At 71.4% G+C, this 18,325-nt stretch carries 15 protein-coding genes; 11 read left to right on the plus strand and 4 right to left on the minus strand.

Annotated features, from left to right (window positions below; translation table 11 throughout):
* Positions 1 to 11: 11 nt before the first annotated feature.
* Positions 12 to 866 carry a hypothetical protein gene (locus C6N31_RS09425; RefSeq protein ID WP_232484972.1) on the minus strand — a complete coding sequence of 285 codons (855 nt, stop codon included), beginning with the start codon at positions 864 to 866 and terminating at the stop codon, positions 12 to 14.
* Between the two features lie 202 nt (positions 867 to 1,068).
* The gene (gene rpsT / locus C6N31_RS09430) at positions 1,069 to 1,335 is read right to left on the minus strand and encodes a 30S ribosomal protein S20 (RefSeq protein WP_138353159.1); all 267 of its coding nucleotides are present in this window, start codon (positions 1,333 to 1,335) and stop codon (positions 1,069 to 1,071) included.
* Between the two features lie 197 nt (positions 1,336 to 1,532).
* Here rpsT and lepA point away from each other — a divergent pair, with 197 nt between their 5' ends.
* The 3 genes from lepA (at position 1,533) to hemW (ending at position 6,861) form a co-directional block, all read left to right on the plus strand.
* Positions 1,533 to 3,419, plus strand: a complete 1,887-nt coding sequence (lepA, locus tag C6N31_RS09435) for a translation elongation factor 4 (protein WP_138353160.1) — start codon at positions 1,533 to 1,535, stop codon at positions 3,417 to 3,419.
* 254 nt (positions 3,420 to 3,673) lie between these two features.
* Entirely contained in the window at positions 3,674 to 5,560 is a 1,887-nt protein-coding gene (locus C6N31_RS09440; RefSeq protein ID WP_198357381.1) for an AMP-dependent synthetase/ligase, read from the plus strand.
* A 68-nt stretch (positions 5,561 to 5,628) separates the two neighbouring features.
* Positions 5,629 to 6,861, plus strand: coding sequence for a radical SAM family heme chaperone HemW (hemW, locus tag C6N31_RS09445; protein ID WP_198357382.1), 1,233 nt, complete (start codon positions 5,629 to 5,631; stop codon positions 6,859 to 6,861).
* 162 nt (positions 6,862 to 7,023) lie between these two features.
* Here the strand turns inward: hemW and C6N31_RS09450 are convergent, their stop codons facing one another.
* Complete coding sequence (locus tag C6N31_RS09450; protein WP_138353163.1) at positions 7,024 to 7,857, minus strand: DUF3097 domain-containing protein; 834 nt, start codon at positions 7,855 to 7,857, stop codon at positions 7,024 to 7,026.
* Between the two features lie 156 nt (positions 7,858 to 8,013).
* Positions 8,014 to 8,739 (minus strand): MBL fold metallo-hydrolase, encoded by a 726-nt coding sequence (locus C6N31_RS09455; protein WP_138353164.1) that lies wholly within the window; start codon positions 8,737 to 8,739, stop codon positions 8,014 to 8,016.
* A gap of 168 nt (positions 8,740 to 8,907) precedes the next feature.
* Here C6N31_RS09455 and hrcA point away from each other — a divergent pair, with 168 nt between their 5' ends.
* The 8 genes from hrcA (at position 8,908) to C6N31_RS09495 (ending at position 18,316) form a co-directional block, all read left to right on the plus strand.
* The gene (gene hrcA, locus C6N31_RS09460) at positions 8,908 to 9,924 is read left to right on the plus strand and encodes a heat-inducible transcriptional repressor HrcA (RefSeq protein WP_138353257.1); all 1,017 of its coding nucleotides are present in this window, start codon (positions 8,908 to 8,910) and stop codon (positions 9,922 to 9,924) included.
* On the plus strand, positions 9,925 to 11,058 hold the full coding sequence (dnaJ, locus tag C6N31_RS09465) for a molecular chaperone DnaJ (protein ID WP_138353165.1): 1,134 nt from the start codon (positions 9,925 to 9,927) through the stop codon (positions 11,056 to 11,058).
* Positions 11,059 to 11,196: 138 nt separating this feature from the next.
* Positions 11,197 to 12,261: a nitronate monooxygenase gene (locus C6N31_RS09470; protein WP_198357383.1), complete on the plus strand. Its 1,065-nt coding sequence runs from the start codon at positions 11,197 to 11,199 to the stop codon at positions 12,259 to 12,261.
* Entirely contained in the window at positions 12,258 to 13,007 is a 750-nt protein-coding gene (locus C6N31_RS09475; RefSeq protein ID WP_138353167.1) for a 16S rRNA (uracil(1498)-N(3))-methyltransferase, read from the plus strand. Before C6N31_RS09470 ends, C6N31_RS09475 begins: the two co-directional genes overlap by 4 nt.
* Positions 13,008 to 13,146: 139 nt before the next feature.
* On the plus strand, positions 13,147 to 13,611 hold the full coding sequence (locus C6N31_RS09480; RefSeq protein WP_138353168.1) for a hypothetical protein: 465 nt from the start codon (positions 13,147 to 13,149) through the stop codon (positions 13,609 to 13,611).
* A gap of 46 nt (positions 13,612 to 13,657) precedes the next feature.
* Positions 13,658 to 16,954 carry a S41 family peptidase gene (locus C6N31_RS09485; RefSeq protein ID WP_198357384.1) on the plus strand — a complete coding sequence of 1,099 codons (3,297 nt, stop codon included), beginning with the start codon at positions 13,658 to 13,660 and terminating at the stop codon, positions 16,952 to 16,954.
* 91 nt (positions 16,955 to 17,045) lie between these two features.
* Positions 17,046 to 17,405, plus strand: a complete 360-nt coding sequence (locus tag C6N31_RS09490; protein WP_138353170.1) for a histidine triad nucleotide-binding protein — start codon at positions 17,046 to 17,048, stop codon at positions 17,403 to 17,405.
* Between the two features lie 5 nt (positions 17,406 to 17,410).
* Entirely contained in the window at positions 17,411 to 18,316 is a 906-nt protein-coding gene (locus C6N31_RS09495; protein ID WP_138353171.1) for a ribonuclease Z, read from the plus strand.
* The last annotated feature ends 9 nt before the right edge of the window (positions 18,317 to 18,325 follow it).

Consider the following 18,325-nt stretch of genomic DNA (forward strand, 5'->3'; position numbering starts at 1 on the left):
TTCGGCCCCGCTCAGTTCTTCAGCTTGGCCAGCGTCGCCGTGGTGGAGCTCTTCACCCAGCCGGTGACCTCGCTCACCGACGGCGGGGTCTTGTCCTTGTCGAGCGAGGACAGATACATGCTCCAGGCCATCTGGTACGTCATCCAGCCGTCCCGCACGGCCAGCGTCACCGAGCGCGACCCGGACGAGCCGCTGATCGTGTCCTCGGTGATCAGATAGGCCGCGTCGCCGAAGCCGGTGACCTTCTCGGCCTTGTAGTCGCCCTTGCGCTGCGTGTAGCTCTCCCACCGCGCCACGAACTCGGCCGACGGATCGGTCGTCTTGTGCAACTGCACCGTGGTGGACAGATAGGCGTCCGCGTAGGTCGACCCCGAAGCCTTGAGGTCCATGTCGCAGTACATGTCGTCCAGCGCGTCGTGCTTGAGCGTGTACGTCACCGGGGAGCTGTCGCTCTCCGGGTACTTGCCCTTGAAGGCCGAGATCTCGGCGGCCGAGCAGACATCGGACTGGACCTTGTACCCCTTGAGGTCGGCGGTCGCGGTGTCCTTGTCCTTCCCGCCGAGCAGAAGCACTCCGCCGCCCCAGAAGGCGGACGCGACCAGCGCGCCGACGGCCGCCCACAGCACGGCCTTCCCGGCGCCCGAGCCACCGCCCGGCGGCGGTGGCGGCAGCTGCGGTATCGGCGCACCCTGCGGTCCGTAGTACGACCCGGGCTGGCCCGGCTGCGGCGGTACCTGCTGCGGCATGGGCTGCGCGTACGGGTTCTGCTGGGCCGGAACCGGCGGCCCGAACCCCGGCGAGGGCTGCGCGGCGGACTGGGGACCCGGATACGGGTAGGCGCTCGGCTGATCAGGCGGCGTCGACATGCCGTGAGGATATGGCAACGCCGAAGGCCCCGCTGCCGTCCCGTGAGGATGGCTGCGGGGCCTTCGGATGATGCTGTGTGCGCCGCACCCGCGTGGCGAACGGCCGAGCGCGGCGCGATGTCTTTCGGTTGCCGGTCCGGGCGGTAGAGGGGCCGCTGGTTCCGTTTCCGGCGAGATGGGGCCAGGGGCCCCGGTCAAACGGTCAGGCCTTGATCGAGGCGACCTTGTGAGCCAGCGCGGACTTCTTGTTCGCGGCCTGGTTCTTGTGGATGACGCCCTTGCTGACGGCCTTGTCGAGCTTCTGCGCGGCCTCGCGGTTGGCGATGGTGGCCTTCTCGAGGTCACCGGTCGCCGCGGCCTCGCGGGCCTTGCGGATCGCGGTCTTGAGGGAGGACTTGACCGCCTTGTTGCGCAGGCGCGCCTTCTCGTTGGTCTTGTTCCGCTTGATCTGGGACTTGATGTTCGCCACGAAGGAGCCTTCTCAGGTTCGGGTACTTTTCATTGAGCGCCTCGGGTCACAGGGCACGAGGCACAGTGCTCCAGGCTACCAGCCGCCCGCACGACCTCCCAAACCGGTCCCAGGCCTCCAGTCATGGGACGATGGGGGTCAACGTATCGATCCGCCTACAGACGTCAGACGTCAAGCGTCGAGAAACAGGACCCTGCGTGCCCGCGACCCCGATCAATGTTCCGCAGCCGAGCCGTACCGACCCGGCGCTGATCCGTAACTTCTGCATCATCGCGCACATCGACCATGGCAAGTCGACGCTCGCCGACCGGATGCTCCAGCTGACCGGCGTGGTCGATCCGCGGCAGATGCGTGCCCAGTATCTCGACCGCATGGACATCGAGCGTGAGCGTGGCATCACGATCAAGTCCCAGGCGGTCCGGCTGCCCTGGGCGCCCACGGACGGCGACGCCACGGCCCCGACCCACATCCTGAACATGATCGACACCCCGGGCCACGTGGACTTCACGTACGAGGTCTCGCGGTCGCTCGCCGCCTGCGAGGGCACCGTCCTCCTGGTCGACGCGGCGCAGGGGATCGAGGCCCAGACCCTCGCCAACCTGTACCTGGCGCTGGAGAACGACCTCGCGATCATCCCGGTGCTCAACAAGATCGACCTGCCGGCCGCCCAGCCGGAGAAGTTCGCCGAGGAGCTGGCGCACATCATCGGCTGCGAGCCGTCCGATGTGCTCAAGGTCTCCGCGAAGACCGGCGTCGGCGTGGGCGACCTGCTCAACGAGGTCGTGAAGAAGGTGCCGGCCCCGGTCGGCGCCAACATCGCCGAGGCCCCGGCCCGCGCGATGATCTTCGACTCGGTCTACGACTCCTACCGTGGCGTGGTCACGTACGTGCGGGTCGTGGACGGTGAGCTCAAGAAGCGCGAGCGCATCCAGATGATGTCGACCGGCGCGACCCACGAGCTGCTGGAGATCGGCATCTCCGGTCCGGAGATGACGCCCTCCGACGGTCTCGGGGTCGGCGAGGTCGGCTACATCATCACCGGTGTGAAGGACGTCCGGCAGTCCAGGGTCGGTGACACGATCACGTCGCAGTCCAAGGGCGCCACCGTGGCCCTGGGCGGCTACAAGGACCCCAAGCCGATGGTGTTCTCCGGCCTGTACCCGCTCGACGGCTCGGACTACCCGGAGCTGCGGGAGGCACTGGACAAGCTCCAGCTCAACGACGCCGCGCTGGTCTACGAGCCGGAGACGTCCGCCGCGCTCGGCTTCGGCTTCCGCGTCGGCTTCCTCGGCCTGCTGCACCTGGACGTGGTCCGTGAGCGGCTGGAGCGCGAGTTCGGCCTCGAACTGATCGCCACCGCGCCCAACGTGGTCTACCGCGTGGTGATGGAGGACCGCTCCGAGCACATCGTCACCAACCCGAGCGAGTTCCCCGAGGGCAAGATCACCTCGGTGTACGAGCCGATGGTGAAGTCGACGATCCTCGCGCCCAACGAGTTCGTCGGCGCGATCATGGAGCTGTGCCAGTCCCGCCGCGGCTCGCTGCTCGGGATGGACTACCTGTCGGCGGACCGCGTCGAGCTGCGCTACGACCTGCCGATGGCCGAGATCGTCTTCGACTTCTTCGACAACCTGAAGTCGAAGACCCGCGGCTACGCGTCGCTGGACTACGAGCCCAAGGGCGAGCAGACCGCCGACCTCGTCAAGGTCGACATCCTGCTGCACCACGACAAGGTGGACGCGTTCTCCGCCATCCTGCACAAGGACAAGGCGTACGCGTACGGCGTCCGGATGGTCGACAAGCTGCGCAAGCTCATCCCGCGGCAGAACTTCGAGATCCCGATCCAGGCCGCGGTCGGCAGCCGCGTCATCGCCCGTGAGACGGTGCGCGCGATCCGCAAGGACGTGCTCGCCAAGTGCTACGGCGGCGACATCTCCCGTAAGCGCAAGCTGCTGGAGAAGCAGAAGGAAGGCAAGAAGCGGATGAAGATGGTCGGCAGCGTGGAGGTCCCGCAGGAGGCCTTCATCGCGGTGCTGTCCACGGACTCCGACGGCGGCGGCAGCGAGAGCAAGGGCAAGAAGTAGTTCTTCGCGTCACACTCCGCGCCCAGGGCGCCCCACCGGAAACGGAGGGGCGCCCTCCGTGTATCCGGCCCGGTTCGCGGGCGCAACCCCCACCTGCGACGCGTCCGAAGCATGTACCTGGCACCTACTCGATTGGTTACGGTTGCAACGAGCGGCCCTGAGCCCCTTACGCGCCGGGCGATGGGCCTCTACTCTGATCGCGACGCAGAGGTTACTGGTGAGTTAACAGAGCAGGCGCGGGCCCGGAGGATGTCGTGACAGAGACACAGACGCTGATCGAGACCCGACCGCCATCCGTGGCGACACTCTTCCTCGAACGGGTGGAGTCGACTCCCGACGCGGAGGCATACCGCTACCCCGTGATCGACGCGGCCGGGGGCCCGGACAGCTGGCGTTCGCTGACCTGGGGCCAGGCCTCGGGACGGGTGTTCGCCATCGCGGCCGGTCTGATGGACCTCGGGATCCGTTCCGAGGAGCGGGTGGCCATCGCCTCCGCGACACGCGTCGAGTGGATCCTCGCCGACCTGGGAGTGCTGTGCGCGGGTGCGGCCACCACGACGATCTACCCCAGCACCAACGCCGACGAGACGGCCTTCATCCTCGCGGACTCCGGCAGCCGGGTGCTGATCGCGGAGGACGCCGTACAGGTCGGCAAGGCCCGCGAGCGGCGCGCCGAGCTTCCGGAGCTGGCCCATGTGGTCGTGATCGACGCCACCGGTGTCGAGGACGCCGACGGCTCCGGTGACGGCTGGGTGCTCTCGCTCGACGAGCTGGAGCGGCGCGGCGCGGCGTTCCTGGAGAAGCACCCCGAGGCGGTCAAGGACGCCGTCGGCGCGATCACCCGCGACCAGCTCGCGACGCTGATCTACACCTCCGGCACCACCGGCCGCCCCAAGGGCGTGCGGCTGCCGCACGACTGCTGGGCTTACATGGCCCGCGCGATCCAGTCGGTCGGCCTGCTCGACGAGAACGACGTCCAGTACCTGTGGCTGCCGCTCGCGCACGTCTTCGGCAAGGTGCTCACCGCCGGCCACATCACCATCGGCCACGTCACCGCCGTGGACGGCCGGGTCGACAAGATCATCACCAATCTGCCGCTGATCCAGCCGACCTACATGGCGGCAGTGCCCAGGATCTTCGAGAAGGTCTACAACGGTGTGGCGGCCAAGGCCCGCGCGGGCGGCGGCGCCAAGTACAAGATCTTCAAGTGGGCGTCGGAAGTGGCCCGCGAGTACGCCAAGGTCACCCAGAACAACCTGCGCCTCACCGGCAAGGCCAGCGCCCCCTTCGGGCTCTCCGCGAAGCACGCCGTGGCCGACAAGCTCGTCTACGCCAAGATCCGCGAGGCGTTCGGCGGCAAGCTGCGCGCCTGCGTCTCCGGCTCCGCCGCGCTGTCGCCCGAGATCGGCTACTTCTTCTCCGGCGTCGGCATCCACATCCTGGAGGGCTACGGGCTCACCGAGTCCAGCGCCGCCAGCTTCGTCAACCCCGGCGAGTCGTACCGCACCGGCACCGTCGGCAAGCCGCTGCCCGGCCTCGAGGTCCGGATCGCGGAGGACGGCGAGATCATGCTGCGCGGCCCCGGCATCATGCAGGGCTACCACGGGCTGCCGGAGAAGACCGCCGAGGTCCTGGAGCCCGACGGCTGGTTCCACACCGGTGACATCGGGGAGCTGTCCGCCGACGGCTTCCTGACGATCACCGACCGCAAGAAGGACATCATCAAGAACTCGAACGGCAAGTACATCGCGCCCGCCGCGGTGGAAGGCCAGTTCAAGGCGGTCTGTCCGTTCGTCAGCAACGTCCTGGTGATCGGCGCGGACCGCAACTTCTGCACCGCGCTGCTCGCCCTGGACGAGCCGACGATCCTCGGCTGGGCCACCGAGAACGGGCTCGAAGGCCGGAGCTACGCCGAGGTCGTCGCCTCCCCGCAGGCCCGCGAGCTGATCGAGGGCTATGTGGCGCGGGTCAACGAGGACCTGCAGCGCTGGCAGCAGATCAAGCAGTTCCGGCTGCTGCCCCGCGACCTCGACGTCGAGCACGGCGACCTGACCCCGAGCCTCAAGCTCAAGCGGCCGGTCGTCGAGCGCGAGTTCCAGTCGCTGATCGACGACATGTACGCGGGATCGCGCGAGGCGTAGCAGGAGCGATGGCGCTCGTCCCCGAGTGAGTGGGACGAGCGCCGCCGCCGGGGGCGGACAATGGGGTCATGCCTTCCGTACTGCCTGATGGTGAGCCGATGCCCGAGGACGGGGCGCTGCCCGCGAGCGCGCTCGCAGGGGCGGGCGCCCGGCCGCTGGGGTTCTATCTGCACGTCCCGTACTGCGCCACCCGCTGCGGCTACTGCGATTTCAACACCTACACCGCGAGCGAGCTGCGCGGCTCCGGCGGGGTGCTCGCCTCGCGCGAGAACTACGCGGACTACCTGATCGACGAGGTCCGGCTCGCCCGCAAGGTGCTCGGCGACGACCCGCGCCAGGTCGAGACCGTCTTCGTCGGCGGCGGCACCCCGACGCTGCTGCCGGCCGCCGACCTGGTCCGGATGCTGGCCGCGATCCGCGCCGAGTTCGGCTTCGCGCCGGGCGCGGAGATCTCCACGGAGGCCAACCCCGAGTCCGTCGACCCGGCCTATCTGGCGGAGCTGCGGGCGAGCGGCTTCAACCGGATCTCGTTCGGTATGCAGAGCGCCAAGCAGCACGTCCTGAAGATCCTGGACCGCAAACACACCCCGGGCCGGCCGGAGGCCTGCGTCGCGGAGGCGCGCGCCGCCGGCTTCGAGCACGTCAACCTGGACCTGATCTACGGCACACCGGGCGAGTCGGACGACGACTGGCGGGCCTCGCTGGACGCGGCGATCGGCGCCGGACCCGACCACGTCTCCGCCTACGCCCTGATCGTCGAGGAGGGCACCCAGCTGGCGCGGCGGATCCGCCGCGGCGAGGTGCCGATGACCGACGACGACGTGCACGCCGACCGGTACCTGATCGCCGACGAGCGGTTCGCCGCGGCCGGATTCGACTGGTACGAGGTGTCGAACTGGGCGACCACCGAAGCGGGCCGCTGCCGGCACAACGAGCTGTACTGGACCGGCGCCGACTGGTGGGGCGCGGGCCCCGGCGCGCACAGCCACGTCGGTGGCGTGCGGTGGTGGAACGTCAAGCATCCGGGCGCGTACGCGCAGGCGCTGGCCGAGGGGCGCAGCCCTGGCGCGGGACGGGAAGTGCTCGCGGACGAGGACCGGCGCGTCGAGCGGATCCTGCTGGAGTTGCGGCTTGCGGCGGGGTGCCCGCTGGGGTTGCTGGCGCCGGCGGGGGCGGCGGCCGCCGCGAAGGCGGTAACGGACGGTCTCCTGGAGGCCGGTCCTTACGCCGACGGGCGGGCCGTTCTGACGCTGCGGGGGCGGCTGCTCGCCGACGCGGTGGTGCGGGACCTGGTCGACTGAGCGGGTGGGGGTGGGCGTGGGGGCCCTGCGGGGCTGTTCCCCGACCCCGCCCCTTCCCGAAACCGGGGGCAAGCCCCCGGGCCCCCTTGTCCTCAAACGCCGGACGGGCTGGACGGGGCCGTGGCGCACGGGCTGGATGGGGTGCCGCGTGGGCAGGCCGGCTCAGGGGGCGGTGACGAAGTCGATCAGTTCTTCCACGCGGCCCAGTAGTGCCGGTTCCACGTCCTTGTACGTGTGGACCGACGCCAGGATCCGCTGCCAGGCCTCGCCCGTGGTCTCACGCCAGCCCAGTGCCTCGCAGACGCCGGTCTTCCAGTCCTGGCCGCGTGGTACCGAGGGCCAGGCGGGGATGCCGACGGAGGACGGCTTCACGGCCTCCCAGACATCGATGTAGGGGTGGCCGACGACGAGTACGTCGTCGATGCCGGAGACCTGGCTCGCGAGCCGGGACTCCTTGGAGCCGGGCACCAGGTGGTCGACGAGGACGCCGAGGCGTGCGTCCGGGCCGGGGGAGAACGCGGCGACGATCGCCGGCAGGTCGTCGATGCCCTCCAGGTACTCGACGACGATGCCCTCGACGCGCAGGTCGTGGCCCCAGACCCGCTCGACCAGCTCCGCGTCGTGCCGGCCCTCCACGTAGATCCGCCCGGCCCGTGCCACCCGCGCGCGGGCGCCCTGCACCGCGATCGAGCCCGACGCGGACAGCAGCGGGCCGCGCTGCGCCCCGGGGCCGCCGGTGCGGGGGCGGACGAGGGTGACGGGTTTGCCGTCGAGCAGGAAGCCGCGCGGCTCCATCGGGAAGACCCGGTGCTTGCCGAAGCGGTCCTCCAGCGTCAAGGTCAGGCCCTCCGCCGTCTTCTCGCAGCGGATCACCGCCCCGCAGAATCCCGTCGAGACCTCCTCCACCACCAGATCCGGCTCCGCCGCCACCTCGGGCGCGGGCACGCTCTTCTTCCAGGGAGGGGTGAGGTCGGGACCGTACTCTCTGCTGCGCATGGGGGCCATTCTGCTCAGGTGCTGGCGCGGACGTGGGCTTGCTGGGGGTACGGGGGTTATCACCCGGGAGATCGCAGCCAGGGAGGGGTGAGGTCGGGACCGTATTCTCTGCTGCGCATGGGCGGATCGTATCGAGGACAGCGTCCTGGGCGGGGACTACGACGCGGTGAACCGGGCCGTCAGGGCGTCGCGTTGGGCGCGGACGAAGCGGGCGTCCACGGCGGCGCCGTGGCCGGGGACGTACACGGCGGTCCCGCCGCCCACCGCCAGCAGCCGGTCGAGGGTGGCGGGCCAGGCGGCCGGGACGGCGTCGGGGCCCGCCTGTGGTTCGCCGGACTCCTCGACGAGGTCGCCGCAGAACACGACGGCGGGCGTTCCGGGCACGTACACGGCCAGGTCGTGGGTGGTGTGGCCGGTGCCGGGGTGGAAGAGCCGGGCGGTGCGGCCGCCGCCGAGGTCGAGTTCGTAGCCGTCGTCGACGAGCCGGTCGGGGCGCACCAGGACGTCCGCCGCCTCGGCTGCCGCCGAGGGGTCGACGCCGTGCGTGACCGCGTCCTCGCGGAGCGCGTCGCGCCCGCGTTCCAGCCGGCCGTCGAGTGCCCGGTGCCCGTACACCCGCACTCCGGAGAAGGCGGCGGTGCCGAAGACATGGTCGAAGTGGCCGTGGGTAAGAGCGATGTGCGTCACAGGGCGGCCGGTCAGTTCCCGCACCTGCAGCCGTAGTCGAGCGCCTTCGGCGAGGGTGGAGCCGGTGTCGATGAGCAGCACGCCCTCGTCACCGACGACCAGGCCGATCGTGACGTCGAGGAAGGGAAGACGGCGGCGGGCGACGCCGGGAGCCAGGTGCTCCCAGCCGTCGGCGCCGGACTCTGCGGTATCCACCCTGTGACGCTATCGCCGGGGGACCCTCCCCGCGCGCTACCGTTGCGACCCTTGCCGGGGCCTTGCTACTCCGCCGTACACTGACTGCGGGGGATGCTGGCACTCGTATCGGATGAGTGCCAGGCCACGGCAGTGCTGGTGCGGGATCTACGGCTGGAGGTGTGCGCGATGCTCAGCGAACGCAGACTCGAAGTACTGCGCGCCATCGTCCAGGACTATGTGGGCACGGAGGAGCCGGTCGGCTCCAAGGCGCTCACCGAGCGCCATGGCCTGGGCGTCTCGCCGGCCACGGTGCGCAATGACATGGCGGCGCTGGAGGACGAGGGCTACATCCACCAGCCCCACACCAGCGCGGGCCGGATCCCGACGGACAAGGGCTACCGGTTGTTCGTCGACAAGCTGGCCGGGGTGAAGCCGCTCACGTCCGCCGAGCGGCGCGCGATCCAGAACTTCCTGGACGGCGCGGTGGACCTCGACGACGTGGTGGGCCGCACCGTACGGCTGCTCGCGCAGCTCACCCGGCAGGTCGCCGTCGTCCAGTACCCGTCGCTCACCCGCTCCTCGGTGCGGCACGTCGAGCTCCTGGCGCTGGCCCCGGCCCGGATCATGCTGGTCCTCATCACCGACACCGGACGCGTCGAGCAGCGGCTCATCGACTGCCCGGCGCCGATGAGCGACACGCTGCTCGCCGATGTGCGGGCCCGGCTGAACGCCCGGGTGGTGGGCCGCCGGTTCGCGGACGTCCCGCCGCTGGTGGCGGATCTGCCGGACGGCTTCGAGTACGACGACCGGCCGTCGGTGTCGATCCTGCTGGCGACGCTGCTGGAGACGCTCGTCGAGGAGACCGAGGAGCGCATCATGCTCGGCGGCGCGGCGAACCTGACGCGCTTCAACCACGACTTCCCGCTGACGATCCGGCCGGTGATGGAAGCCCTTGAGGAGCAGATGGTGCTCCTCAAGCTCCTCGGTGAGGCCAACGACTCGGGCATGACCGTGCGGATCGGGCATGAGAATTTTCACGAGGGCTTGAATTCCACATCCGTTGTGGCGGTCGGCTACGGTTCGGGCGACGAGGCAGTCGCCAAACTCGGTGTGGTCGGACCGACCCGCATGGACTACCCCGGAACGATGGGAGCGGTACGCGCAGTGGCACGTTACGTCGGACAGATCCTGGCGGAGTCGTAGGTGGCCACGGACTATTACGCGGTCCTTGGCGTGCGCCGTGACGCCGGACAGGACGAGATCAAGAAGGCCTTCCGCCGCCTCGCGCGCGAGCTGCATCCGGATGTGAATCCGGATCCGAAGACCCAGGAGCGCTTCAAGGAGATCAACGCCGCGTACGAGGTGCTCTCGGACCCGGCGAAGAAGCAGGTCTACGACCTGGGCGGCGACCCTCTGTCGTCCTCCGGCGGCGGTGGCGCGGGCGGCTTCGGAGCCGGTTTCGGCAACTTCAGCGACATCATGGACGCCTTCTTCGGGCAGTCCCAGCAGCGCGGTCCGCGGTCGCGGACCCGGCGCGGCCAGGACGCCATGATCCGGCTGGAGATCGAGCTGGACGAGGCGGCCTTCGGCACCACCAAGGACCTCCAGGTCGACACGGCGGTGACGTGCGGCACCTGCTCCGGCGAGGGCGCTGCGCCCGGCACGGCGGCGCAGACCTGCGACATGTGCCGCGGCCGCGGTGAGGTCTCGCAGGTCACCCGGTCCTTCCTGGGCCAGGTCATGACCTCGCGGCCGTGCCCGCAGTGCCAGGGCTTCGGCACCGTGGTGCCGACCCCGTGCCCGGAGTGCGCGGGCGACGGCCGGGTCAGGTCCCGCCGTACGCTCACCGTCAAGATCCCGGCGGGCGTCGACAACGGCACCCGCATCCAGCTGGCGGGCGAGGGCGAGGTCGGCCCCGGCGGCGGCCCCGCCGGCGACCTGTACGTGGAGATCCGGGAGCTTCCGCACCCGACCTTCCAGCGGCGCGGCGACGATCTGCACTGCACGGTCACCATCCCGATGACGGCGGCGTCCCTGGGCACGAAGTGCCCGCTGGAGACGCTCGACGGCATGGAGGAGATCGACGTCCGGCCCGGTACCCAGTCCGGCCAGTCGATCCCGCTGCACCAGCGCGGGGTGACCCATCTGCGGGGCGGCGGCCGGGGTGACCTGATCGTGCACGTCGAGGTCATCACGCCCAACAAGCTCGACGCCGCGCAGGAGGACCTGCTGCGGCAACTGGCCAAGTTGCGTGGCGAGGAGCGGCCGACCGGTCACTTCCAGCCCGGCCAGCAGGGGCTGTTCTCCCGGTTGAAGGACGCTTTCAACGGCCGCTGAGACCGCCGCCGGCGTCCAGCGGGGCGCCGGCTCCTCCAGCGGGGCGCCGGCTCCGACCGTCCCCCAGCCTCCGGCCGGGGGTGCCCCATGGGGCGGGCCTGACCTGTTCGGGCCCGCCCGGCGTGAAACGATGGGCGTATGTCCGCGTTGACCGATCTCTCGTCGTTCTCGGCGTTCCCGATCATCCAGGCGCCGATGGCCGGCGGCGGGTCCACCCCGCGGCTCGCCGCGGCCGTGAGTGACGCCGGCGGCCTGGGATTCCTCGCCGCCGGGTACAAGACGCCGGAAGCGATGTACGAGGAGATCCGGCAGCTGCGCGACCTGACGTCGAACCCCTTCGGCGTGAATCTCTTCACGCCGCAGCCCGACACCGCCGACCGGTCCGCCGTCGAGGTCTACGCCGAGCAGCTCGCGGGCGAGGCCGCCTGGTACTCCACGCCGCTCGGCGACCCCGAATCGGGACAGGACGACGCGTACGACGCCAAGGTCTCGATACTGCTGGACAATCCGGTCCCCGTCGTCAGTTTCACGTTCGGCTGTCCCGACCGGCCGGTCTTCGACGCGTTCGCGAAGGCCGGGACGTACACCGTGGTCACCGTCACCACACCCGGTGAGGCGCTCGCCGCCCAGTGGGCGGGTGCCGACGCGGTGTGCGTCCAGGGGACGGAGGCGGGCGGCCACCAGGGCACCCACCGGGACGATCCGGAGCTGGACCACGCGGGGTTCGGGCTGCTGTCGCTCGTCCCACAGGTCCGCGACGCCGTCCAGCTGCCCGTCATCGCGACGGGCGGGCTGATGCGCGGCAACCAGATCGCGGCCGTTCTGGCGGTGGGCGCGGACGCCGCGCAGCTGGGCACCGCCTTCCTCGTCTGTCCCGAGTCCGGGGCCAACGCGCTGCACAAGCGCGCCGTCACCGACCCGGTCTACGCGCGCACCGAGTTCACCCGGGCGTTCTCCGGGCGGCCGGCGCGCGGGCTGGTCAACCGCTTCATGCGGGAGCACGGGCCGTACGCGCCCGCGGGCTATCCGCAGATCCACCATCTGACCGCGGGCATCCGCAAGGCCGCAGCGGCGGCCGGAGATCCACAGGCGATGGCGCTGTGGGCGGGGCAGGGACACCGGCTGGCCCGTGACCTGCTGGCGGGCGAACTCGTCGCCGTGCTCATGGAAGAACTCAACGCAGCACGGAAGGCTTTCGGATGACCGCGCCGGTATTCATCGTCGAACCCGGGCAGTTGCGGGACGGGTCGCAGGGCGGCCGGATCGTGCTGTCCGGTGCCGAGGGGCGGCACGCGGTGTCCGTGCGGCGGCTCGCGGTCGGCGAGGAGATCGTCCTGACGGACGGCGAGGGTGTCGGAGCGTACGGCGTGGTCGCCTCCGTCGAGGGCAAGGACCGGCTGGAGGTCGCCGTCTCCGAGCTGCGCACCGAACCGGCGCCGGCGCCGCGGATCACCGTCGTCCAGGCGCTGCCGAAGGGCGACCGCGGTGAGCTGGCCGTCGAGACGATGACGGAGACCGGTGTCGACGCGATCGTGCCGTGGGCGGCGTCCCGGTGCATCACGCAGTGGCGCGGCGACCGGGGTGCCAAGGCGCTCGCGAAGTGGCGTTCCACGGCACGCGAGGCCGCGAAGCAGTCGCGTCGGCTGCGGTTCCCCGAGGTCACCGAATTGATGACGACCCGGCAGCTGGCGGGTCTGCTCGGCGGGGCGGCCTTCGCCGCCGTCCTGCACGAGGAGGGCTCCGCGCCGCTGGCCGACGCCGCGCTGCCGTCCGAGGGCGACATCGTGCTCGTCGTCGGCCCGGAGGGCGGGGTCTCGCCCGACGAGCTCGCCGCCTTCGCCGCCGCCGGGGCCAAGCCGTACCGGCTGGGCGCGACCGTGCTGCGGACCTCCACCGCCGGGGTCGCCGCGACCGCGCTGCTCCTCGGGCGCACCGGCCGCTGGTCCTGACCGGTCCGGTCGACGGGATCGAAGGACGCTCGAAGAACGCCGAAGACTGCCGGATGTGTGGCGAAATCCCGGTCCCGTAAGGGGCGTTCTACGTCGTGTGGGCGATGTGCGCCGCGCAGGACGGCGGGACCCTGCCGGTATGAAGCGTTTACAGCAGTGGGGAGTGGCCGGAGGCCTCGCACTGGCCGCGTTCGGCGGAGTGGTGGCGTGCGATCCGGCGAGTGGGATGACCGCCTCGGCGGTGTCGATCACCACGGACCAGCTGGGCACCCGAGCCCTGAAGGACCACGGGATCAATGTGCAGTGGATGTCGTGCCACGCCTCCGTGGACGGCGCCACGACCGCCTCCGGCACGGCGAGCCCCCGGGCGTCCGGCGCACCGGTCAAGGGCGTCGCGTCCGTGGACTGCCAGGGCGAGACCACCGACAAGCAGAAGATCACCGTCACCGGCCGGGTGACCGAGCAACTCGACGGCCGCTGTGTGCGCGGCAGGCTTACCGCGCAGGTCGGCAAGCGTACGGTCTTCGACGTGAACGGACTGGGCGACTGCTCGGCGACGTCCGGCCCGTCCGGCAAAACCTCCGCCGCATCCGCCAGAAGCTGAAGACAAAGCGCTCGTTCGCGTCCTCGATCATGGTTAATGTGGCGGAGTGACACAGCCTTCGTACCTCCGGTATCCGCATGTAAACGGTGAGTTGGTCGCTTTTGTCGCCGAGGACGACGTCTGGGTGGCGCCGCTCGACGGCGGGCGTGCCTGGCGCGTCAGCGCCGACAACATGCCGGTCGACCATCCGCGCATCTCGCCGGACGGAACGACGGTCGCCTGGACCTCCACCCGCGACGGAGCGCCCGAGGTGCACGTGGCACCCGTCGACGGCGGCCCGTCACGGCGGCTGACGCACTGGGGCAGCGCGAAGACCTCGGTGCGCGGCTGGACGCCGGACGGCGAGGTCGTCGCGATCAGCACGCAGGGCCAGCCCTCGCTGCGCCGCACCTGGGCTCGGGCGCTGCCGCTGGACGGCGGCCCCGCGCGCACGCTGCCGTACGGACCGGTCGGCGATCTGGCCTACGGGCCCGGGGGCGCGGTGCTGCTGCAGTCGGCGACGATGGGCCGCGAGGCCGCGGCCTGGAAGCGCTACCGGGGCGGCACGGCGGGCAAGCTGTGGATCGACCTGACGGGCGGCGGCGACTTCGAGCGGCTGCACGCGGACCTCGACGGCAACCTCGAATCCCCGCTCTGGGTCGGCGAGCGAAGCGAGATGCGGGTACCCCCGGCCGAAGGTCGGGGGCGCGTTGCGTTCCTCTCCGACCACGAAGGCACCGGCGCGCTCTACTCCAGCCTCCCGGACGGCTCGGACCTGCGCCGGCACACCCCCCTCGACGGCTTCTACGCCCGGCAGGCCGCGACCGACGGCACCCGCGTCGTCTACAGCTCCGCCGGTGAACTCCACCTGCTCGACGACCTCGAGTCGGCCACGCCGCGCCCGCTCGCGGTCCGCCTCGGCGGCCAGCGCACCGACCTGCAGCCGCACCCGGTCCGCGCTTCGCACCACCTCGGGGACGCCCGCCCCGACCACACCGGACGCGGCAGCGCCGTCGAGGTCCGCGGCACCACCCACTGGGTCACCCACCGGGGCGGCCCGGCGCGCGCGCTCGCCGCGGAGCCGGGGGTTCGGACGCGGCTGCCGCGCACCTTCGGCGGCGAGGGCGACCAGCAGGTCGTCTGGGTCACCGACGCGGAGGGCGAGGACGCCCTCGAACTCTCCCCTGCGGCCGGTCTGGCGCCCGGCGTCGCGCCCCGCCGGCTGGCGGCCGGCCGCCTCGGCCGCGTCCTGGAGCTCGAGGTGTCGCCGGACGGGCACCGGATCGCCGTCGCCTCGCACGACGGCCGGGTGCTGCTCGTCGAGACGCAGACCGGCGAGGTGCGCGAGGTCGCGGCCAGCGACGCGGGCGATGTGACCGGTCTGGCGTTCTCGCCGGACTCGGCCTGGCTCGCCTGGTCGCACCCGGGCCCCGACCCGCTGCGCCAGCTCAGGATCGCCGCGACGTCGGACCTGTCCGTCGCCGACGCGACCCCGCTGCGCTTCAACGACTACGCGCCCGCGTTCACCCCGGACGGAAAGCACCTCGCGTTCCTGTCCGAGCGGGCCTTCGACCCGGTCTACGACGCCCATGTCTTCGACCTGTCCTTCCCCAACGCCTGCCGCCCGCACCTGATCACGCTGGCCGCCACCACCCCGTCGCCCTTCGGCCCGCAGCGGCACGGCCGCCCGGTCGAGGAGCCGGACGACGAGGCCAAGGACGACAAGTCCGAGGGCGACGGCGACAGCGCGGGCAAGGACGGCCGGGGGACCGACGGCGAGGACCGCCCCCGGGTCCCGGCCACCCGCGTCGACTTCGAGGGCATCGCCGACCGCATCGTCGCGTTCCCCGTCGAAGCCGGCCGCTACACCTCGCTGACCGCCGCCAAGAACGGCCTGCTGTGGCTGCGCCACCCGCTGGTCGGCACCCTCGGCACCGCCCTGGCCACGCCCGAGGCGCAGCCGCCCGGCAGCGTCCTGGAGCGCTACGACCTCAAGCAGCTGCGCGTCGAGGAACTCGCCGACGACGCCGAGGACTTCGCGGTCACCGGTGACGGCACCAAGGTGCTGCTGGCCGCGAACGGCCGGCTGCGCGTCGTACCCGCCGACAGCAAGTCGTCGGACGACGACGACTCGGACGCGAACATCACCGTCGACCTGTCGCGGATCCGGGTGACCGTACGGCCGCAGGACGAGTGGCGGCAGATGTACGCCGAGGCGCACCGGCTGATGCGCGACAACTTCTGGCGTGCCGACATGAGCGGCGTCGACTGGAACGCGGTCGGCGAGCGCTACAAGCCCGTCCTGGAGCGTGCCGCCACCCATGACGACCTCATGGACCTGATGTGGGAGGTGCAGGGGGAACTCGGCACCTCGCACGCCTACGTCACCCCGCCCGGCGGCCACCGGGACGCACTGACCCGGCAGGGCCTGCTCGGCGCGGACATCGCCCGCGCGGAGGACGGCCGCTGGCAGTTCGTCCGGGTGCTGCCCGGCGAGTCCTCGGACCCGCAGGCCCGCTCCCCGCTCGCCGCACCCGGGGTCGCGGTGCGCGCCGGCGACAGCCTGCTGGCGGTCGACGGACACGCCGTCGACCCGGTCGCCGGCCCCGGCCCGCTGCTGACCGGCACGGCGGGCAAGCCCGTCGAGCTGACCGTCGCCCCGGCGGACGGCGGCCCGGTCCGGTACGTCGTGGTCGTACCGCTCGCCGACGAGGAGCCGCTGCGGTACCACGACTGGGTCGCGGGCCGCCGGGCCCACGTCCACGAGCGCTCCGGGGGCCGGCTCGGCTATCTGCACGTCCCGGACATGGTCGGCTTCGGCTGGGCGCAGCTGCACCGCGATCTGCGGGTCGAGGTCGCCCGCGAGGGCCTGGTCGTGGACGTCCGCGAGAACCGCGGCGGGCACACGTCGCAGCTCGTCATCGAGAAGCTCGCGCGCCGCATCGTCGGCTGGGACCTTCCGCGCGGCCTGCGCCCGCAGAGCTACCCGCTGGACGCGCCGCGCGGGCCGGTCGTCGCCGTCGCCAACGAGTTCTCCGGCTCGGACGGGGACATCGTCAACGCCGCCATCAAGGCCCTGAACATCGGCCCGGTCGTCGGCACCCGCACCTGGGGCGGCGTGGTCGGCATCGACAGCCGGTACGACCTGGTGGACGGCACGGCCGTCACCCAGCCCAAGTACGCCTTCTGGCTCGAGGGCTACGGCTGGGACGTCGAGAACCACGGCGTCGACCCGGACGTCGAGGTGCTGCAGCGCCCGCAGGACTGGGCCGCGGGCACCGACCCGCAGCTCGACACCGCCGTCGACCTGGCCCTGGCGTCCCTCGCGGAGCACCCGGCCAAGACACCGCCGCCCATGCCGTAGGGCCCGTCCTGACCGTGCCGGGCGGGGCCCGGCCGATACGATGCGCCTTTCGACGACCAACGTTGCAACGAGCGAAGAGGGAGAAGCACCCGTGGCGGGAGAACCTCAGGCGGACTGCCTGTTCTGCAAGATCGCGGCCGGGGACATCCCGGCGACGATCGTCCGCGAGACCGACACGACGGTGGCGTTCCGCGACATCAATCCGCAGGCCCCCACGCATGTGCTGGTGATCCCCAAGGTGCACTACGCGGACGCCGCCGCGCTCGCGGCCGGCGACCCGCAGGCCGCCGTCGACGTGCTGCGCGAGGCGGGCGAGGTGGCGGCGGCGGAGAAGACCGTCGACCGCGGCTACCGGATCGTCTTCAACACCGGTGCGGGCGCCGGCCAGACCGTGTTCCACGCGCACGCGCATGTCCTCGGTGGGCGCGGCCTTGAGTGGCCCCCCGGATAACCGCCTTGTCCATCCGTGAATTCGTGGTGCTCGGCACCGCCAGCCAGGTCCCCACCCGGCTCCGCAACCACAACGGCTATCTGCTGCGCTGGGACAGCGAGGGCATCCTCTTCGACCCGGGGGAGGGCACCCAGCGCCAGATGCTGCTGGCGGGCGTCGCCGCGCACGACCTGACCCGGATCTGCGTCACGCACTTCCACGGTGACCACTCGCTCGGCCTGGCCGGGGTGATCCAGCGGATCAACCTGGACCGCGTCCCGCACCCGATCGCGGCCCACTACCCCGCGAGCGGGCAGCACTTCTTCGAGCGGCTGCGCTACTCGACGGCCTACCGCGAGACGGCCGTCATCACCGAGGAGCCGGTCGCCGCGGACGGCGTGCTGGCCACCACGGAGGCCTTCACCCTGTCCGCGGCCAAGCTCTCGCACCCCGTGGAGAGTTACGGCTACCGCCTCGTCGAACCCGACGGCCGCCGTCTGATCCCCGCGCGCCTCGCCGCACACGGCATCACCGGCCCGGACGTGGGCCGGCTGCAGCGCGACGGGGTGCTCGACGGGGTGACCCTCGACGAGGTGAGCGAGGTCCGTACCGGACAGCGTTTCGCGTTCATCATGGACACCCGCCTCTGCGACGGCGTTCACGCCCTCGCCGAGGGCTGCGATCTCCTCGTCATCGAGTCCACGTTCCTCAACGAGGACGAACACCTCGCCCGTGACCACGGCCACCTCACCGCGGGCCAGGCCGCCCAGGTGGCCGCAGAAGCCGGCGTCCGCCACCTCGTCCTCACCCACTTCTCCCAGCGCTACACCGACCCCGCCCTCTTCGGCCGCCAGGCCCGCGAGGCCGGTTTCGAGGGTGAACTGACCGTGGCGGAGGACCTGATGCGCGTCCCGGTGCCGAAGCGCCGCTGAATCCCGCTC

Source organism: Streptomyces fildesensis (genome assembly GCF_016107395.1).
Lineage (GTDB): Bacteria > Actinomycetota > Actinomycetes > Streptomycetales > Streptomycetaceae > Actinacidiphila > Actinacidiphila fildesensis.

Coding starts and splice junctions, on each gene's coding strand:
- C6N31_RS09425 (WP_232484972.1), bottom strand. CDS start 866: ATGTCGACGCCGCCTGATCAGCCGAGCGCCTACCCGTATCCGGGTCCC.
- hemW (WP_198357382.1), top strand. CDS start 5,629: ATGCCTTCCGTACTGCCTGATGGTGAGCCGATGCCCGAGGACGGGGCG.
- C6N31_RS09450 (WP_138353163.1), bottom strand. CDS start 7,857: ATGCGCAGCAGAGAGTACGGTCCCGACCTCACCCCTCCCTGGAAGAAG.
- hrcA (WP_138353257.1), top strand. CDS start 8,908: ATGCTCAGCGAACGCAGACTCGAAGTACTGCGCGCCATCGTCCAGGAC.
- C6N31_RS09470 (WP_198357383.1), top strand. CDS start 11,197: ATGTCCGCGTTGACCGATCTCTCGTCGTTCTCGGCGTTCCCGATCATC.
- C6N31_RS09475 (WP_138353167.1), top strand. CDS start 12,258: ATGACCGCGCCGGTATTCATCGTCGAACCCGGGCAGTTGCGGGACGGG.
- C6N31_RS09480 (WP_138353168.1), top strand. CDS start 13,147: ATGAAGCGTTTACAGCAGTGGGGAGTGGCCGGAGGCCTCGCACTGGCC.